This is a genomic window from Lysobacter yananisis (assembly GCF_031199375.1).
GTDB classification, from domain to species: Bacteria; Pseudomonadota; Gammaproteobacteria; order Xanthomonadales; family Xanthomonadaceae; genus Lysobacter; species Lysobacter yananisis.
The window spans coordinates 617,112-633,133 of record NZ_CP133568.1 but is presented as its reverse complement, the minus strand read 5'-3'; the positions used below and the strand labels follow the sequence as shown (position 1 = coordinate 633,133).

17 protein-coding genes and 1 pseudogene are annotated in these 16,022 nt (G+C 71.6%); 6 read left to right on the top strand and 12 right to left on the bottom strand.

What is annotated here, in order from left to right; all coding sequences use genetic code 11:
- Positions 1 to 34: 34 nt before the first annotated feature.
- The 3 genes from fis to prmA all read right to left on the bottom strand — a co-directional run bounded on the left by fis (position 35) and on the right by prmA (position 2,526).
- Positions 35 to 307 (bottom strand): DNA-binding transcriptional regulator Fis, encoded by a 273-nt coding sequence (fis, locus tag RDV84_RS02710; RefSeq protein ID WP_057946280.1) that lies wholly within the window; start codon positions 305 to 307, stop codon positions 35 to 37.
- Between the two features lie 121 nt (positions 308 to 428).
- The gene (locus RDV84_RS02705) at positions 429 to 1,577 is read right to left on the bottom strand and encodes a DUF3426 domain-containing protein (protein WP_309152365.1); all 1,149 of its coding nucleotides are present in this window, start codon (positions 1,575 to 1,577) and stop codon (positions 429 to 431) included.
- 28 nt (positions 1,578 to 1,605) lie between these two features.
- Positions 1,606 to 2,526, bottom strand: a complete 921-nt coding sequence (prmA, locus tag RDV84_RS02700; protein ID WP_309152364.1) for a 50S ribosomal protein L11 methyltransferase — start codon at positions 2,524 to 2,526, stop codon at positions 1,606 to 1,608.
- A gap of 186 nt (positions 2,527 to 2,712) precedes the next feature.
- On the opposite strand from prmA, the gene RDV84_RS02695 reads away from it, so the two are divergent.
- The 3 genes from RDV84_RS02695 to RDV84_RS02685 all read left to right on the top strand — a co-directional run bounded on the left by RDV84_RS02695 (position 2,713) and on the right by RDV84_RS02685 (position 5,362).
- Positions 2,713 to 3,678 (top strand): hypothetical protein, encoded by a 966-nt coding sequence (locus RDV84_RS02695; protein ID WP_309152363.1) that lies wholly within the window; start codon positions 2,713 to 2,715, stop codon positions 3,676 to 3,678.
- A gap of 239 nt (positions 3,679 to 3,917) precedes the next feature.
- Entirely contained in the window at positions 3,918 to 4,886 is a 969-nt protein-coding gene (locus tag RDV84_RS02690; protein ID WP_309152362.1) for a hypothetical protein, read from the top strand.
- Entirely contained in the window at positions 4,883 to 5,362 is a 480-nt protein-coding gene (locus tag RDV84_RS02685) for a hypothetical protein (RefSeq protein ID WP_425606315.1), read from the top strand. Before RDV84_RS02690 ends, RDV84_RS02685 begins: the two co-directional genes overlap by 4 nt.
- Positions 5,363 to 6,608: 1,246 nt before the next feature.
- Here the strand turns inward: RDV84_RS02685 and accC are convergent.
- From accC to aroQ, 3 genes are all read right to left on the bottom strand, one after another.
- Complete coding sequence (accC, locus tag RDV84_RS02680; protein ID WP_057946284.1) at positions 6,609 to 7,976, bottom strand: acetyl-CoA carboxylase biotin carboxylase subunit; 1,368 nt, start codon at positions 7,974 to 7,976, stop codon at positions 6,609 to 6,611.
- A 106-nt stretch (positions 7,977 to 8,082) separates the two neighbouring features.
- On the bottom strand, positions 8,083 to 8,568 hold the full coding sequence (accB, locus tag RDV84_RS02675) for an acetyl-CoA carboxylase biotin carboxyl carrier protein (RefSeq protein ID WP_057946285.1): 486 nt from the start codon (positions 8,566 to 8,568) through the stop codon (positions 8,083 to 8,085).
- Positions 8,569 to 8,635: 67 nt separating this feature from the next.
- The gene (aroQ, locus tag RDV84_RS02670; protein WP_057946286.1) at positions 8,636 to 9,076 is read right to left on the bottom strand and encodes a type II 3-dehydroquinate dehydratase; all 441 of its coding nucleotides are present in this window, start codon (positions 9,074 to 9,076) and stop codon (positions 8,636 to 8,638) included.
- Positions 9,077 to 9,485: 409 nt separating this feature from the next.
- On the opposite strand from aroQ, the gene RDV84_RS25815 reads away from it, so the two are divergent.
- Positions 9,486 to 9,674, top strand: coding sequence for a DUF6053 domain-containing protein (locus RDV84_RS25815; protein ID WP_425608193.1), 189 nt, complete (start codon positions 9,486 to 9,488; stop codon positions 9,672 to 9,674).
- Positions 9,604 to 9,792 (top strand): DUF6053 domain-containing protein, encoded by a 189-nt coding sequence (locus RDV84_RS25810; RefSeq protein ID WP_425608204.1) that lies wholly within the window; start codon positions 9,604 to 9,606, stop codon positions 9,790 to 9,792. The genes RDV84_RS25815 and RDV84_RS25810 overlap by 71 nt, the downstream gene beginning before the upstream one ends.
- Here the strand turns inward: RDV84_RS25810 and RDV84_RS25805 are convergent.
- From RDV84_RS25805 to RDV84_RS02650, 6 genes and pseudogenes are all read right to left on the bottom strand, one after another.
- A pseudogene (locus tag RDV84_RS25805) lies at positions 9,721 to 9,921 on the bottom strand (DUF6053 domain-containing protein); the annotation flags it as partial. The gene RDV84_RS25810 and the pseudogene RDV84_RS25805 sit on opposite strands and share 72 nt — an antisense overlap.
- On the bottom strand, positions 9,851 to 10,039 hold the full coding sequence (locus RDV84_RS25800) for a DUF6053 domain-containing protein (RefSeq protein WP_425606317.1): 189 nt from the start codon (positions 10,037 to 10,039) through the stop codon (positions 9,851 to 9,853). The pseudogene RDV84_RS25805 and the gene RDV84_RS25800, both read right to left, overlap by 71 nt.
- Before the next feature lies 1 nt (position 10,040).
- The gene (locus RDV84_RS02665) at positions 10,041 to 10,640 is read right to left on the bottom strand and encodes a TlpA disulfide reductase family protein (protein ID WP_082644297.1); all 600 of its coding nucleotides are present in this window, start codon (positions 10,638 to 10,640) and stop codon (positions 10,041 to 10,043) included.
- A 3-nt stretch (positions 10,641 to 10,643) separates the two neighbouring features.
- Positions 10,644 to 13,289: a protein-disulfide reductase DsbD gene (locus RDV84_RS02660; RefSeq protein ID WP_309152361.1), complete on the bottom strand. Its 2,646-nt coding sequence runs from the start codon at positions 13,287 to 13,289 to the stop codon at positions 10,644 to 10,646.
- On the bottom strand, positions 13,286 to 13,618 hold the full coding sequence (gene cutA / locus RDV84_RS02655; protein ID WP_057946288.1) for a divalent-cation tolerance protein CutA: 333 nt from the start codon (positions 13,616 to 13,618) through the stop codon (positions 13,286 to 13,288). Before cutA ends, RDV84_RS02660 begins: the two co-directional genes overlap by 4 nt.
- A gap of 91 nt (positions 13,619 to 13,709) precedes the next feature.
- Positions 13,710 to 14,366: an SH3 domain-containing protein gene (locus tag RDV84_RS02650; RefSeq protein ID WP_309152360.1), complete on the bottom strand. Its 657-nt coding sequence runs from the start codon at positions 14,364 to 14,366 to the stop codon at positions 13,710 to 13,712.
- Positions 14,367 to 14,546: 180 nt separating this feature from the next.
- Between RDV84_RS02650 and RDV84_RS02645 the strand changes: the two genes are divergently transcribed.
- Positions 14,547 to 16,001 carry a virulence factor family protein gene (locus RDV84_RS02645; protein WP_057946290.1) on the top strand — a complete coding sequence of 485 codons (1,455 nt, stop codon included), beginning with the start codon at positions 14,547 to 14,549 and terminating at the stop codon, positions 15,999 to 16,001.
- Positions 16,002 to 16,022: the final 21 nt, after the last annotated feature.

Genomic DNA, 16,022 nt, shown 5'->3' with positions numbered 1-16,022 from the left:
CAGGTAAGGGCGCGCGTCGCGCGCGGCCGCGGGCTTACTCGAGCCCGTACTCGCGCAGTTTCTTGCGCAGGGTGGCGCGATGGATGCCCAGCATCGCCGCGGCGCGGCTCTGGTTGCCGTCGCAGTGCTGCAGCACTTCGGCGAACAGCGGGATTTCGAGCTCGCGCAGGGCGATCTCGTAGAGGTTTTCGGTGCCGCTGCCGTTCAGGTCGCCGAGGTAACGACGGATCGAAGTCGCGACGTGGTCGCGCAGCGGGACGCGGGGTCCGGAGCGTGCGCCATCGTTGCGGTCGTTGAGTGCGTTCAAGTGCTTCCCCGTAGCAGTCGTTCGTCCGTCGGAACGTGCAGGGACGCACAGGGCGTGGCACCGACGGGAGGGCGAGTCTAGCGCGCCTGAGTCGCTATAGACAACGCGACTCGGTCGAATTTCAACGGAAGTCGAAGGTGAACGCGACCACGCGCGGGGCCGGTTCGAGCACCTCGAACTGGACCGCCGCGCTCTGCCCCGGGGCGATCAGCTCGCCCGGGCGGTGATCGCGGCGGTACTCCCCGGGAGCGAACGCGCGCTGGCCGACCCGGCGGCCATCGACGTCTTCCAGGCTCAGCACCAGGGTCGGCCACGGCTGCGGCCAGCGCGCGTCGTTGCGGAACCCGGCCGAGGCGCGCAGCGCGCCGGCGCGTTCCGGCACCGGCAGCACGTTGCGGTTGAGCATGGTCAGCGCGGACGGTTCGCGCCACGGCGGAATCGTGCAGCCCAGCGCGCCGCACAGCCCGCTCACCAGCGGGCGCCAGCGCGCATCGGCGGCCAGCTCGGCGCGTTGCGCGAGCAGCAACTGCAAGGCCAGCGCGAGCGTCAGCGCGACGATCGCGGCCGGGCCGCTCCAGTGCGCGCGCGGCTTGGGCGCCTGCGCGCGCGCTTGCTGGCGGGCGAAGCTCGGCGCGCGCCGCGCCGAGGTCACCGTGGTTTCGGATTTGTGTTGGCGGCGCGAACGCGCCGGCGCGGCGGCGACGGGCGTCGCCGTCAGCGGCGGCAGCGCTCGGGCGGGCGCGTCGGTGGGGTTGGCGGCGTCGTTCTCGCTCGTGTCCGTCGCCGCCGGCGGCGGCGCGGCGGGCGGCGTCGGATCGGACGCGTCGTCGCCTGCGCCGGCATCGTCGCGATCCTCGCCCGATGCGGGCGCGATCGATCCGGTTTGCGCGGGGTTCGCGGCTTCGTTGCGTACCGGCGCGGCCGAGGGCGCGCGGCGCAGGCTCAGGCTGATCTCGTCGCGCACCGGCGCAGGCGCAGGCGCGGGCGCGGGCGCGGGCGCGGGCGTGGCCGCAGGCTGCGGCGCGGCCGGCGCCGCGTCCGCCGCGTCGTGCAGCGCCGGCTCCGCGATGGACGCATCCGGCGTCGACGCGTCAGGCACCAACGCATCCGGCACCGGCGCCGCGACGGCTACGACCGCCGATGCGGCCTCCTGCGCCGACGGCGCTTCGCTCTGCAGCGAGCCGCCGCAACGCGGGCAGGCGCGCGCCGGACCGTCCTTGGCGACGATCAGCGCGACCAGGTATCCGCAATGGGGGCAGGCGAGGAACATCGGCGCTTATTCAACCATGCCGCCGCGCTCAGCGACGACGCACGCCTGTGACCCGGATCCAGTCTTCGAGCCGCTCGACCTGCAACTGCTCGAAGCCCTCGGCGTAACGCGCGACCACTTCGTCTTCCTGCCCGGCGAGGATGCCGGACAAGGCGATGCGCCCGCCCGGCGCGACCCGCGCGGCCAGGGTGTCGGCCAGCGCGATCAGCGCCGAGGCGAGGATGTTGGCGACCACCACCGGATACGCTTCGACCGGCTCGTCCGGCGGCAGGTGCACCTGCAACTGCGCGGCGACGCCGTTGCGCTCGGCGTTGTCGGCGGTGGCGATCAGCGCCTGCGGGTCGTTGTCGACGCCGACCGCGTGCGCGGCGCCGAGCTTGAGCGCGGCCAGGGCGAGGATGCCCGAGCCGCAGCCGAAATCGAGCACGCGCCGGCCGGCGAGTTCGCCCGCGTCGGCGAGGGTATCGAGCCATGCCAGGCACAGCGCGGTGGTTGGATGGGTGCCCGAGCCGAACGCCAGGCCCGGGTCCAGGCGCACCACCGCGGAATCGGCCACGTCGGCGCCGTCTGGCAGTTCCTGATTCCACGGCACGATCCAGGTGCGGCGGCCGAACTGCAGCGGCGCGTACTGGTCCATCCACGCGCGTTCCCAGTCCTGGTCTTCGACGTTGGCGAAGCCGACCCGGCTCCAGTCCAGCTCCGGATCGAACGACTCCAGCGCGGCCAGGATCACCAGCGCGTCGGCGTCGTGCGGGAACAGCGCGCTGAGCACGATCGACTGCCACAGCGGGGTCTCGCCGACGCCGGGTTCGAGGATCGCGCGCTCGTTGCTGCTGTCGGCATCGGCGTCGAGCATGGTCACGGCGAGCGCGCCGACGTCGTCCAGCGCGGCCTCGAAGCGCGGTTGCTCGGCCTCGCTGCAGCGCAGGGTCAGTTCCAGGAAGGGCATGGGCGGGCGCGGGGAAGCGAAAACGGCGGCCATTATTGACCCGTTTCGGCGCGATCAGATAGCGTTCGGGCCATTCCGGAACCACGGACCTGGAGCCGCGACGGCCTGATGGATGCGATTGTTCGCCGATTTGCTTCTGATCTTCCGAGTGTGGGCCCGGCCACGGCCGGCCGCTCGCCGGCGGGCTTGCCTACCGCGCGCTTGCTCGCGCTCGGCGTCGCGCTGAGCCTGGCGGCGGCCTGCTCGCGCGATCCGGCGCCCGCACCCGCGCCCGCGGCGACGCCGGCCGCGCCGACTGCGGCGGCGCCTGCGACGCCTGCGACCGCGCCACCCGCTACCACGCCCACCGCCGAGGCCGCGTCCGCGCAAGTCCTGGGCGAGATCGGCGGCCTGCGCCTGGAGGCGTTGAGCGAAGTGCCCGCGCCGCCGGCCGAGGGCGAGGCCGACGTCGGCGGCGACTGCTCGGTCGCCGCCGAGTCCGCCGAGGCCCGCGCCGCCGAGGCCAAGGGCTGGAAGGTGTTCGCCCAGCGCGAATGGCAGGGCCATCGCGTGGTCGGCGTGGCGGTCGCGCCCGGCGTGGCCGCCGGCATGGGCTGCACTTCCGGCGGCGGGCGGCTGCTGTTCTTCCGCGACGGCCGGCCGCTGGCGCAATTGCTGGAACCCGGCGCGGGCGCGTCGCAGATCGACAGCGGCGTGCAGGGTTTCGACGACGGCGAAGACGCGCGCCGCCGCGGCGACGCCGCCCTGGGCGTGTTCGACTGGGCGGTGCAGCGCGCGCGGGTCCGGGTCGAGAACGGGGCCCTGGCCTTGGCCGCGTTGCCGGAGGCCGACCTCTACTGCGGCGGCCGCGCCGCGGTGCCGCGGGTGGAGGGCGTCGAGTTGAAGCAGGCGCGCGAACGCCTGCTCGCGCGCGGCTGGCGCGCGGCGCCGCCCGAGCGCGAAGAGCCCGGCTTCGTCAGCGGCATGGTCGAAGCCGGTTATCCCGAGGTCGAGGACTGCTCGGGCACCGGCCAAGGCTTTTGCAGCTTCGCCTACCGCAACGAGGCCGGCGACCGCCTGACCCTGGTCACCGCCGGCGAGACGCCGACCGCGCGGCATGCCGCGGTGCAGTGCGCCGGCGAGGGCGAGCCGCGCGGAGCGGACGCCGGGTAAGCCGCCGATCTGGGTCGTGGGCACCTTAAAAGTGTGAATTTGTGCACTTTCAAGGATCGCGCAGGCATCCGTCGGACACTTGACATATCATCGGCGTCTCGCAGCGCCGCCCCTGCCGGGGGTGGCGCGCCTGTCCGTCCCGCCTGCTGCCCGGCCGCGAGTCGCGCCCCTTGATGTCCGATGCCTGCCCTTCCGCCTGCCCGCAAGACCCGCGCCTGCCCTCGCGCGCGGGTGCGCGCATGAGCGCGCGCGGGCTGGCGATGGCGGCGGCCGCGGCGTTGCTCGGCGGCGCCCTGGTCTACGCCTACGCCCACCGCGGCGCGGCGGGATCGGCGCCGGTCGGGTTGAGCGACATCGTCGCCGCGCCGATGGCCGGCGACCTGCCGCGCGGCAATCCGCAGGCCGACCCGGCGCGCGAGCCGCCGATCCGCACCGCGCCGCGCAGCAACGCGCGCGCGCCGCTGCGCGCGCCCACCGCGCTGCGCCAGCAGTTCGAACAGACCCCGGACCTGTATTCGTTCGCGCAATCGCTGCGCCTGCGCGCCGAGTCCGGCGAGGCCGAGGCGATCTGGCTGCTGACCCGGGTCTACGACTACTGCGCCAACTATTCCAGCGCGCCGGTCGACTACCGCAACGACACCCGCGCGATGGAAGCGATGAAACTGCGCGGAGCGGCGGCGATGGCGAGCGCGCGCAACCGGGTCAGCGAGCGCTGCGCGCGCTTCGCCCCGGAGGACGGGTTGGACTACCCGATGATCCTGGTCAAGCGGATCGAGGCGGCGCAAGCCGGCAGCCTGGCGGCGGAGGCTTCGCTGATGAGCGCGGGCAAGCCGTTGGAGAAGACCGAGGACTATCGCCTCAACCTGATCGACCGGGTGGTGCGTTCCAAGGACCCGGAAGCGTTCTCGGCGTTGGCCGCCGGCATGGGCATCGCCGCCAACGGCCGCAGCGCCGGTTTCGACTACCAGCGCGTGTCCGGGACCCAGTTCGCCGAACTGGCCTGGCAGCTGGCGGCGTGTCGGCTCGGGCAGGACTGCAGCGCGGGCGGCTCGTTGATGACGAGCTACTGCGCCAACGGCGGCATCTGTTCGCAAGACCCGCAGCAGGATTTCGCAGACTTCGTCTACGACGCCGCGATCCCGCGGCAAGGGGCGGAGGTGGTGCAAGAGATGGTCCATTCGCTGACTGGCGAAGAGAGGATGAAATGAAACGCGAGCACTTCAAGCGCACGGCCAAGATCGGGTTCTGGGCGTTGCTGTTGAGCGCCTACTCGGTCGGCGCCGCCGGCGTGATGATCGACGTGTTCGGCGCGGACTACCGCGAACTGGGGCAGGTCGCGGTGACCTCGGTGGACTCCAAGCCGACGCGGCGCTCGCTGAGCGCGGCGCAGATCGCGGCGGTCTACCGTGCCCAGAGCGGCGCGCCGTTCTCGACCTTGCCGCCGGGCAGCACCTTCAAGGTGGTCTGGCCGGACGGCTCCAGCGAGTACGTCATGGTGGTCAGCCCTTCGTCGACGGGCGGCGTGCAGCCGATCCCGGGCACGCAGGTGCCGGCGAAGGGCAAGAAGAAGCGCGGCCCGGTCGAGGACGACGACGCGCCGCCGCGCAACGTGCCCGGCGCGACCGAGCTGAGCGAAACCGACGTCAAGGAAATGGCCGCGTGGATGGACGCGGCGGTGCGTTGATCGCTGCGGCGGCCAAGGCATGCGGCGCGTGCGCGCGAAGCGCGCGCGGCGGGACGGTGGGCGCGCTGCCGGCATAGCGGCGCGGATGGACCGCCGGCGACGCGCCGGCGTGGGTCGCGGGTTCCCGCGGCCGGTTGGGAATCCGTATGTTTCCTGCAGCTAGGCGGCTTGGTTCGCCCGATGGGGCGTGTGCGGCTTTTGCTGGCGGCGCGGTTGTCGTGAGGTTGCGGATGGCGGGAGGTTGGCGCGATTGCATCGCTTGCCTTGCCTGCCCTTGCATCGCCATCGTTGCCACTTCTGCTGTTGCTGTTGCTGTTGCTTGGTCGCTACCTTGCGCGAGGCCCTTGTTCCGCAGACCCGGAGGGCGCGCGCATGGATGCGCGCGTGCGCCGTAGGGGCATGGATGCCCCTTACGGCGCATCCCCGCGCCCGGTGCTGGACCTAGTGGCTCGTGACCTTAAACAAGCGTTTTTCTTTGGCTACTTTCTTTTGTCGCGCTGACAAAAGAAAGTAGCTCGGCCGCTTGCGGACGAAAGCTCTTGATGGTGGCTTGTCGTCGCGCGACGCATCGATAACGGCGGAAGCAACAGCAAAATCAAAATGGGTTCCGGCTTTCGCCGGAATGACAGTGGCGGGGTTGCGTACCCGACTGTAGGAGCGGCGCGAGCCGCGACCGCGACAACGCAACTACGGCGAAACGTTCGTAATCGTCGCGATGGCGCGGTCGCGGCTTGCGCCGCTCCTACAGGGGGCGTGCCGCGGTGGGGTCTGCGTTTGCGTGTTTGTACGCGTGACGACAAGCGACCATCAAGAGCTTCCGTCCGCAAGCGGCCGGGTCACTTTCTTTGTCTTAAGCCACAAAGAAAGTAACCAAAGAAAAGGCCTTGTTTTTTCGGATCAAGAGCCACTATGGCTCAAAGGGGCGCAGGGCCGCGCCATAAGGGGCATCCTGCCCCATGGCGCGCGTGCGCATCCATGCGCACGCCCTCCGGGGCTGCGAGACGACTGCATCGTGCTCGGGGGCGAGCACACGCAACAGCAATAGCAAGAACAGAATCGGTGGTGGCGGCAGTGTCGGCGACGGTGTGCACGTTGCCGCAGTCGATAAGCGCGACGCAGACGTATCTTCGCGTGATCCGCATCCAGTCCCCAATCGCAGGCCTGCTTGCCCATCGCCCCACGCAAACGAAAAACCCCTCCGGCGAAGGAGGGGTCTTTCAAGATGCAGGAACCTGGCGGAGAGAGATCAGACGATCGCGATCGTCTTTTCCTTCTGCTCCTTGAGCCGCTTCTCGAGGTAGTGGATGTTCATCCCGCCCTGCTGGAAGCCCGCATCGGACAGGATGCGCTGCTGCAGCGGGATGTTGGTCTTGATCCCGTCCACCACCATCTCGCTCAGCGCCACGCGCATGCGCGCGATCGCGGTCTCGCGGTCGGGGCCGTGCACGATCAGCTTGCCGATCATCGAATCGTAGTTCGGCGGTACGCGGTAGCCTTCGTAGATGTGGCTGTCCACGCGCACGCCAGGACCGCCCGGGGCGTGGAAGTGGTTGATCGGGCCCGGGCAGGGCATGAAGGTTTCCGGGTCTTCGGCGTTGATGCGGCACTCGATCGCGTGGCCTTCCAGCACCACGTCCTCCTGCTTGATCGAGAGCTTGCGGCCGGCGGCGATCATCAGCTGCTCGCGCACCAGGTCGATGCCGGTCACCAGCTCGGTCACCGGGTGCTCGACCTGGATGCGGGTGTTCATTTCGATGAAGTAGAAGCGGCCGTTCTCGTACAGGAACTCGAAGGTGCCGGCGCCGCGGTAGCCGATGCGGATACAGGCTTCGACGCAGACCTTGCCGATCTCCGCGCGCTGTTCGGGGGTGATGCCCGGCGCCGGCGCTTCCTCGACCACCTTCTGGTGGCGGCGCTGCATCGAACAGTCGCGCTCGCCGAGGTGGATGGCGTTGCCCTGGCCGTCGGCGAGCACCTGGATCTCCACGTGGCGCGGGTTCTCCAGGAATTTCTCCATGTACACCATGTCGTTGCCGAACGCGGCCTTGGCTTCGGACTTGGTGGTCTGGATCGCGGCGTTGAGATGCGCTTCGGTGTGGACCACGCGCATGCCGCGGCCGCCGCCGCCGCCGGCGGCCTTGACGATGATCGGGTAGCCGATCTCGCGCGCGATCTTGATGTTGGCGGCGTTGTCGTCGCCGAGCGGGCCGCCGCTGCCGGGCACGCAGGGCACGCCGGCGTCCTTCATCGCGCGGATCGCTTCGACCTTGTCGCCCATCAGGCGGATGGTCTCGGCGCGCGGGCCGATGAAGACGAAGCCGGACTGCTCGACGCGCTCGGCGAAGTCGGCGTTCTCGCTGAGGAAGCCGTAGCCGGGATGGATCGCCTGGGCGTCGGTGACCTCGGCCGCGGCGATGATCGAGGCCATGTTGAGGTAGCTCTCCGACGACGGCGCCGGGCCGATGCAGACCGATTCGTCGGCCATGGCGACGTGCTTGAGGTTGCGGTCGACGGTGGAGTGCACCGCGACCGTGCGGATGCCCAGGGCGTGGCACGCGCGCAGGATGCGCAGCGCGATTTCGCCGCGGTTGGCGATGACGACTTTATCGAGCATTGGGGCTCTCACACGAAGCGGGGAGTGGGCGACGAAGGGAACCGGGGGAACGCGCGGGGCGACGGACTCGCCGTCGCCGCGTCGCGTGTTCCCCTGGGCCCCGGCGTCACCCGATGACGAACAGCGGCTGGTCGAACTCGATCGGCTGGCCGCTCTCGGCCAGGATCTTGAGCACGGTGCCGGAGACGTCGGCTTCGATCGGGTTGAACATCTTCATCGCTTCGATGATCGCCAGGGTGTCGCCGGCCTTGACCGTCTGGCCGACGCTGACGAAGGACGGCTTGTCCGGCGCCGGCGAGGTGTAGAAGGTGCCGACCATCGGCGCGCGCACGACGTGGCCGTCGGGCAGGTCGTTGCCGAGCGCCTTGGCGCTGCCGCCGGTGGCCGCTTCGGTCGGCGACTGCATCGGCATCGGCTGCGCGGCGCGCGGTTCCGGTGCGGCGTAGACCGGCGCCATCGGCGCGGCGACGGCGTAGCTGCCCTTGGGCGCGCGGGCCAGGCGGACCGACTCTTCGCCTTCCTTGATCTCGATCTCGGCGAGGTTGGATTCCTCGAGCAGGTCGATCAGTTTCTTGATTTTGCGCAGGTCCATGAAGCGGGCCTCTGGGTTTTGGATCTTGGGTGCGGGCCGCGCGGGCGCGGTCCGGGCGAAAGGGGGCTCAGGATGCCAGCCGTTTGATTGCGGCTTCGAGCGCGTAGCGGTAGCTGTCGGCGCCGAAGCCGCAGACCACGCCGACGGCGAGGTCGCTGAAGTAGCTGTGGCGGCGGAACGGCTCGCGGGTGTGTGGGTTGGACAGGTGGATCTCGATGAAGGGGATCGCCACCGCTGCCAGGGCGTCGCGGATCGCCACGCTGGTGTGGGTGAACGCCGCCGGGTTGATCAGAATCAGGGCGGTGCCGTCCGCGCGCGCGGCCTGGACGCGGTCGACCAGGACGTGTTCGGCGTTGGACTGCAGGCTCTCCAGCGCGTGTCCGGCCTGCGCCGCGCCCGCAGCCAGGCCGGCGTCGATCTCGGCCAGGGTGGTGCGGCCGTAGACCTCCGGCTCGCGCGTGCCGAGCAGATTGAGGTTGGGGCCGTGCAGGACCAGGAGCTTGGCCATGGGGACCGGGACGGTTGCCTTCAAAGGGCGGCAGTTTGCGTGAAGGCCGGCGGGTTGTCCAGAAGTTGCCCACCAAATCGGCGAAGTTATCGCGCTTTAAGCAGTTGTTTGAGTGGCGGCTCTAAATGCCGGCACGTTCGCGGCGCAAGTGGAGCGTTCGCGGCCGGATCGGCGGCGTTGGCGGCATGCGCCGCAGGCTCGGCAAGGTTCGCGCAGGCACGCCGCCCATTCGAGCACAGCGCCCGCCGGACGGTGCGGGCGTCGGGCACGGGGATTGCGCGCTGGCCGTCGCAGCCCGGCGATTCGGACGGGGGCGGCGCCGGCCCGCTGAGTTCCGGTCTGCGACGATCCGGAACCACAGGGTCGGGCCTGAAAGGCGCTCCCGCAACTGTCCTCAAGGCCAGTTCGCGTGGGAGGGGCTTCAGCCCCGATGCCTTTCGTTCAGACCGCCGCGATCTGGAACAAGAGCGTCGGGCCTGAAGGCCCTCCCACAACAGCCCGGGCTTTGCGGAGAGCGCGCGGCTTTTGTGGGAGGGGCTTCAGCCCCGACGCTTTTCGGTCGGGTCGCGGCGAGTTGGCACAAGAGCATCGGGCCTGAAGGCCCTCCCACAACAACCCGGGCTTTGCGGAAGGGCTGCGGCTTTTGTGGGAGAGGCTTCAGCCCCGATGCTTTCCGCTCGGATCGCGGCAAGCTGGCGCAAGAGCGTCGGGCCTGAAGGCCCTCCCACAACAACCCGGGCTTTGCGGAAGGGATGCGGCTTTTGTGGGAGGGCTTCAGCCCCGATGCTTTCCGGTCGGATCGCGGCGAGCTGGCGCAAGAGCGTCGGGCCTGAAGGCCCTCCCACAACAACCCGGGCTGTGTGGAAGGGCTGCGGCTTTTGTGGGAGGGGCTTCAGCCCCGACGCTTTTCGGTCGGGTCGCTGCGAGCTGGCACAAGAGCATCGGGCCTGAAGGCCCTCCCACGCTACTGGGCCCAGCCGTCGATCTCGCCGTCCTCGAACGGGCCGATCCGCTGTTTGAGCAGGCGCCCGTCGGCGCCGACCAGCACGCTATAGGGCAGCACGCCCTTGGGGTTGCCGAGCTGGACGCCGGCGTCGCGCGGGCCGGCGGCGTCGAGCAGGATCGGGTAGTGCACCGGCACGCGCTGGAGGAAGGCGGCGACGTCGTCGCGGTTGTCCAGGGCGATGCCGATCACCTGCACGCCTTGCTCGCCCTGGCTGCGCGCGTAGCGGTCCAGTTCCGGCATTTCCTTGATGCACGGGCCGCACCAGCTGGCCCACAGGTTGATCAGCAAGGGGCGGCCGGCATAGGCCTGCGGCAGTTCGACCGGCCGGCCCTGCAGGTCCGGCAGGCGCACGCGCGGGATCGGCTGGCCGCGCTCGGCCACGGCCAGGTCGGCCGGCGGCTTGGGCGCCTGCATCTTCATCTCGGCCTGGAGCATGCGCTGGCCCAGCTCGGTGCGCGAGAACCAGCCGCCGCCGCCGACCACCTGCCCGGCCAGCAGGCCGAGCGCGCCGGCGGCTACCGCCACCGCGATCACCTTCACCGCCGAGGGAATCGCCATGGCTCAGCGCTCCCCGACCGCGGCGCGCGCGCGCTCGGCGCGGCGGGCGAAGGGCTCGGCCTTCTCGAACCCGACCAGGCGCAGTTCGCGGCGTTCGGCGCCATGGGCGTAATAGATCGTCATCGGCGGGCCGATCACGCCGAGCCGCTTCATCAGCGCCTGATCGACCTCGTCGTTGGCGGTGACGTCGGCCTTGAGCAGGACGAAGCCGTCCAGCGCCCGGTGCACGGCCGGTTCGGGGAAGGTGTACTTCTCCATTTCCTTGCAGGCCACGCACCAGTCGGCATAGAAGTCGAGCATCAGCGGCTTGCCGGCGGCCTGGGCCGCGGCGATCTCGCGGTCCAGGTCTTCATTCGACTTGATCTTGCGGAACGGCAGTTCGGCCGCTTGCGCCGCCGCGCCGCCGCGCAGGCCGGCCAGCGGCTGCAGCGGATCGTGGCCGCCGGCGAGCGCGCCGAACAACTGCGCCGCGCCGGCCACGCCGAGCAGCAGCGCCGCGACCCAGGCCAGCGCGCGCAGGCCGAAGCCGCGGCCCGCGCCGCCGCCGCCGAGCGCGATCAGCACCGCCGCGCCGAGCAGCACCGCGGCGTACAGCGCCAACGCCACCGGGCCGGGCAGGATGCGCGAGAGCATCCACACCGCCATGCCCAGGAACACCAGGCCGAACACGCGCTGCACCCCGACCATCCACGGTCCGCTGGTCGGCAGGCCCTTGCCGGCGGCGACGCCGAACGCCAGCAGCGGCGCGCCCATGCCCATCGCCAGCGCGAACAGCGCCGCGCCGCCGAACAGCGGGTCGCGGGTCTGGCCGATGTAGAGCACCGCCGCGGCCAGCGGCGGCGCCACGCACGGGCCGACGATCAGCGCCGACAGCGCGCCCATCACCGCCACGCCCGTCCACGAGCCGCTGCGCTGGCGGTCGCTGACTTCGCCGACCAGGCTGCGCAGCTTGTGCGGCAGCTGCAGTTCGAACAGGCCGAAGCTCGACAGCGCCAGGGCCACGAACAGCAGCGCGAACAGCACGATCACCCACGGTGTCTGGAACGCGATCTGCAGGTTGGCGCCGACCAGGCCGGCGACGACGCCGGCGATGGTGAACACCACCGCGCTGGCGAGCACGTACACCAGCGACAGCAGGAACGCTCGGCGCGCGCCGAGGCCCGGGCCGCGGCCGACGATCAGGCCCGACAGGATCGGGATCATCGGCAGCACGCACGGCGTGAACGCCAACAGCAGGCCGAAGCCGAAGAAGGTCAGCAGGGCGAAGTAGCGGTTGGGGCCGGCCAGCGAGGCGGCGAGCAGGCTGTCTTCGGCCTGGGCGGCGGCGGGGGCGGGGGCGGCCTGCGGCGCGGTTGCGGCGCCCGGGTTTGCGCCGGCGGCGATCGCGCCGGCAGCGCCGTCTTCGGCGGAACCGGCGGCGGCCGCACCGGTGGCGTTGGTGTCGGTGGCCGTGCCGGCATCGGTGCCGGCGACGGAAGCGGCGCCCGCATCTGCGGTAACCGGCGCGCTCGCGGCGGCGGTCGTCGGCGCATCCGCAGGCGTCGCGCTGGTCGCTGCAGCCGCGGCAGTCGTCGCGCTCGCCGCGGCGGGCGGCGCGGATGCGGGCATCGCGGCGGTCGCGGCAGTGGCCGTGGAGACGGTCCCGCGCGGCAGCTCGACCTCGATCTTGCGCGTCATCGGCGGATAGCAGATGCCGTCGGTCTGGCAGCCCTGGAAGCCCGCGGTCAGCACGATCTTGCCGGCGTCCGCGGTCTTGCGCAGTAGCGGCAGCGGCACGTCGATCTGGTCGAAGAACACCGTCACGTCGCCGAAATGCTCGTCGCGGTGCGCGGTGCCGCGCGGCCACTGCGGCTTGCCGGCGGCGATGTCGGCGCGGTCGGTCTTCAGCGACGTCTTGTCGCGGTACAGGTAATAGCCGCGCGCCGGAGTGAAGCGCAGCAGCAGGGTGTCGCCGTTCTTGGCGATGGCCTCGAAGCCGAACGCGCGCTCCGGCGGCAGCGGCAGCGCGTCGGTGCCCGCGCCGGCGCCGGCGGCCGGCGCGCTCAGCGGCGAGCCGCCGCCGAGCAGCGGATTGGAAGCGCCGCCGCGCGCGCCGAAGTTCGCCAGCGGCGCGGCCGCGGGCGCCGGGTCCTGCGCCGGTGCGGCGCCGTTGCCGAGGCCGGCGCCGAGGCCGGCGGCGGCGGGCGGCGCCGCCAGCGCGACCTCGACGGTCCGGGTCTGCGGCGGATAGCACACGCCGGCGTCGGCGCAGCCCTGGTACTTGATCGTCAGCTTGGCCGTGGCGGCCTTGGCCTGGCCGGGCAGGGTCGCGGCCACGTCCTGGTGGTAGGTCTCCACGTCGCCGAAGAACTGGTCGCGGTAGGCCTTGCCCTTGGGCAGTTGCAGCGCCTGCGCGGCGAAGCCGGCATCGCTCTTGACCGAGATGCGGTGGCGATAGAGGTAATAGCCCTTGGCCACCTTCCACGAGATCGAGATGCGGTCCGGCGCCGCCGATCGCGCGCTCAGCGCGAAGGCCTCGTCGACCGGCAGCAGGTCCTTCTCGTCCACCGCCAGGACCGGCGCGGACAGGGACAGGCCGAGCACGGCCAAGGCGAGGGCGGCGCCGGCGCGCAACCGGCGCCGGCCGCGGAAAGCGGAAAGAAGGGTCATCGGTCGGGAGTCTGTTCGTTTACCCATCGCATGTACGGCTCGGAGACGTCGCGCGGTTCGACCACGATCATCTCCGGCAGTTCATACGGATGCAGTTGCGCCAATCGTTGCAGGGTCGCGGCGCAAACCGTGACGCGGGTCTTGATCAGCAGCTGAATCTCGCTGGCGCGCTCGATCCGGCCCTGCCAGCGGTACACCGAGGTCGCGCCGGGAAGCTGGGTGACGCAGGCGGCCAGGCCTTCCTCGACCAGGGCCTGGGCGATGGCGTCGGCGCTGGCCGGGTCGGGGCAGGTGGTCAGCACCAGCAGGGGCAGGGTGTCGGAGCGCATGGCCCCAGTGTAAGCGGGCGGCGTCCCCGCGATGGCGGCTGCAGCCGGCGGTCGACCCGCGCAGGTCGCGGCCGGCCGCCGCGTGCGCCGCTCAGGCGCCGTCGCAGCTGGTTTCCTGCAAGGCGCAGAGGCGATCGACCCAGGCGCGGAAGCGGCCGCCGGCGAGGCCGGCCTTGGCCGCGGGCTTGATCTCCAGCTCGGTGTCGCCCTCGAAATCGAGCGGGCCGTATTCGACCAGGGCCCAGCGCCCGGAGCAGCCCGCCAACTGGCCCGAGGCGACGAAGGCGTCGCTGTCGAACGCGATGCCGTCGTGGCCGACCAGCACCGCCGGCGCGTTCGCTTGCGGCTGCGCGCGGCCGACGCCGGCCTGCGACTTGACCGTGAGCTTGCGTCCGCTGACCCAGCCCTCGCCCTTGAACATCGGCCGCTGCGGGCCTGCGAACAGCGCGTCGTTGTCGCGCGCGCCGCGGATCTTGAACCAGCCGCCGCGGCCGGCGACGACCTCGACTTCGACCCGCACCAGCAACGATTCGATCTCGCTGCTGCGCCGCATCGGCGGCAAGGTGCCCAGCACCTTGTGCTCGGTGCCGGGGCCGGCGCGGACGTTGAGCCCGGCCGGATCGGTCTCGCGGACGAAGGCGCCGAACGCGCACGCGGTTTCGCCGGCGGGCGGCGCGGCGACGGTCTGCGCGCGCAACGGCGCGGCGGCGGAAGCGACGATGAGGACAGCGGACGTGACGGCGGCCATGCGTGGCATCTGCGGCATTCCTTGCGGGGACGGGTTCGCTTCGGAGGGACGTGGGATCGCGCCGCGTGGCTCGCGGCGCGCCGGTGCGGCCTGGCGATCATAGGCCGTCGCGGTCCGCCGCGTCCGCCGCATTCTCTCGACACCGGTGCCGGTATAAGGTGGCGCACCCAGGAGAACCCTATGCGCGCGCCGTTCCGTTGTCCGACCGTTCTCGTCGCGGCGTTGTGCACGGCGTTCAGCGCCGCCGCGCTCGCCGCGCCCGCGTCCGCCGCTGCGAAACCGCCCGCGGCGCCGGCGGCGAGCGCGACGCCGGCCGCGGCCGAGATCAGCCACGGGCGTTTCGTCCGCACGCCGGTGCGTTTGCCGCAGGGCGAGGTCGAGCGTTTCGTGCTGTGGTTCGCCGACGGCGCCGATGCCGGCGCGCGCAAGGCGCGGGTCGATGCGCTGGTCGCGGACGGGGCGATGGTGGCCACGGTCGACATGGCCGCGCTGGAAGCGCTGCTGCGCAAGGACGGCGGCACGTGCAATTTCTCTTCCGGCGACGTCGAGAATTTCTCGCGCTACGTGCAGGCCTATTACCGCCTGCCGACCTATCACCTGCCGCTGTTGGTCGGCGACGGCGAAGGCGCCGCGTTCGCCTATGCGATCGCCGCGCAGGGCGATGCCGGGCTGGTCGCCGGCGCGGTCTCGCAGGGCTTCTGCCCGACGTTGCGCCTGCCGCGGATGCTGTGCTCCAGCGGCGCGCTCAAGCTCAACGTCGAGGACGGCCGCGCGCTGCTGCTGCCGCAGCCGCTGAAGGTGCCGTGGTTGCTGGCCGCGCGCGGGCCAGGCCCGCATCGCTGCCAGCAGGCCGAGATCGACGGCTTCGTCCAGGCCGTGCCGCAGGCGCGCACGTTCCAGCGCGACGCGCGCGGCGACGCGCTGCCGGGCCTGCGCGCGGCGCTGGTCTCGCTCGGCGCGCAGCGCCACGCCCGCCTGCCGCCGCCGCCGGCCGATCTGAGCGGCCTGCCGGTCACCGAGATGCCGGCGCAGCCGGGCGGCAACGCCGACACCTTCGCGATCTTCGTCTCCGGCGACGGCGGCTGGGCCGACTTCGACAAGAGCGTCAGCGCGCGCCTGGTCCGCGCCGGGGTGCCGGTGGTGGGCGTGGATTCGCTGCGCTACTTCTGGACGCCGCGCACGCCGCAGAGCTTCGGCGCCGACCTCGACCGGATCGTGCGCTACTACCGCGCGCAGTGGAAACGCGACAACGTGCTGCTGGTGGGGTTCTCGCAGGGCGCCGACGTGCTGCCCGGCGCGTACAACCGACTGCCCGCGGCGACCCGCGCGACGGTGCGGCTGACCGCGCTGATCTCGCCCGGACAGAACGCCGAATACGAATTCCACCTCAGCAACTGGATCGGCAGCAGCGGCAAGGGCCTGCCGATCGCGCCGCAGGTGGCGAAGATGCCGGCCGCGCGGGTGTTGTGCATCTACGGCAGCGAAGACGCCGACGCGCTATGCCCGCGCCTGCCCGCGGGCGGCGCGCGGATCGAGAAGATGCGCGGCGACCATCACGTCGACGGCGATTACGACGGCGTCGCCGCGCGGGCGCTGTCCGCGGCCGGGATCGCCGCGGCGCCCGCCTCGCCCTGAGCCGGCGGCGCGCTGCGCGGA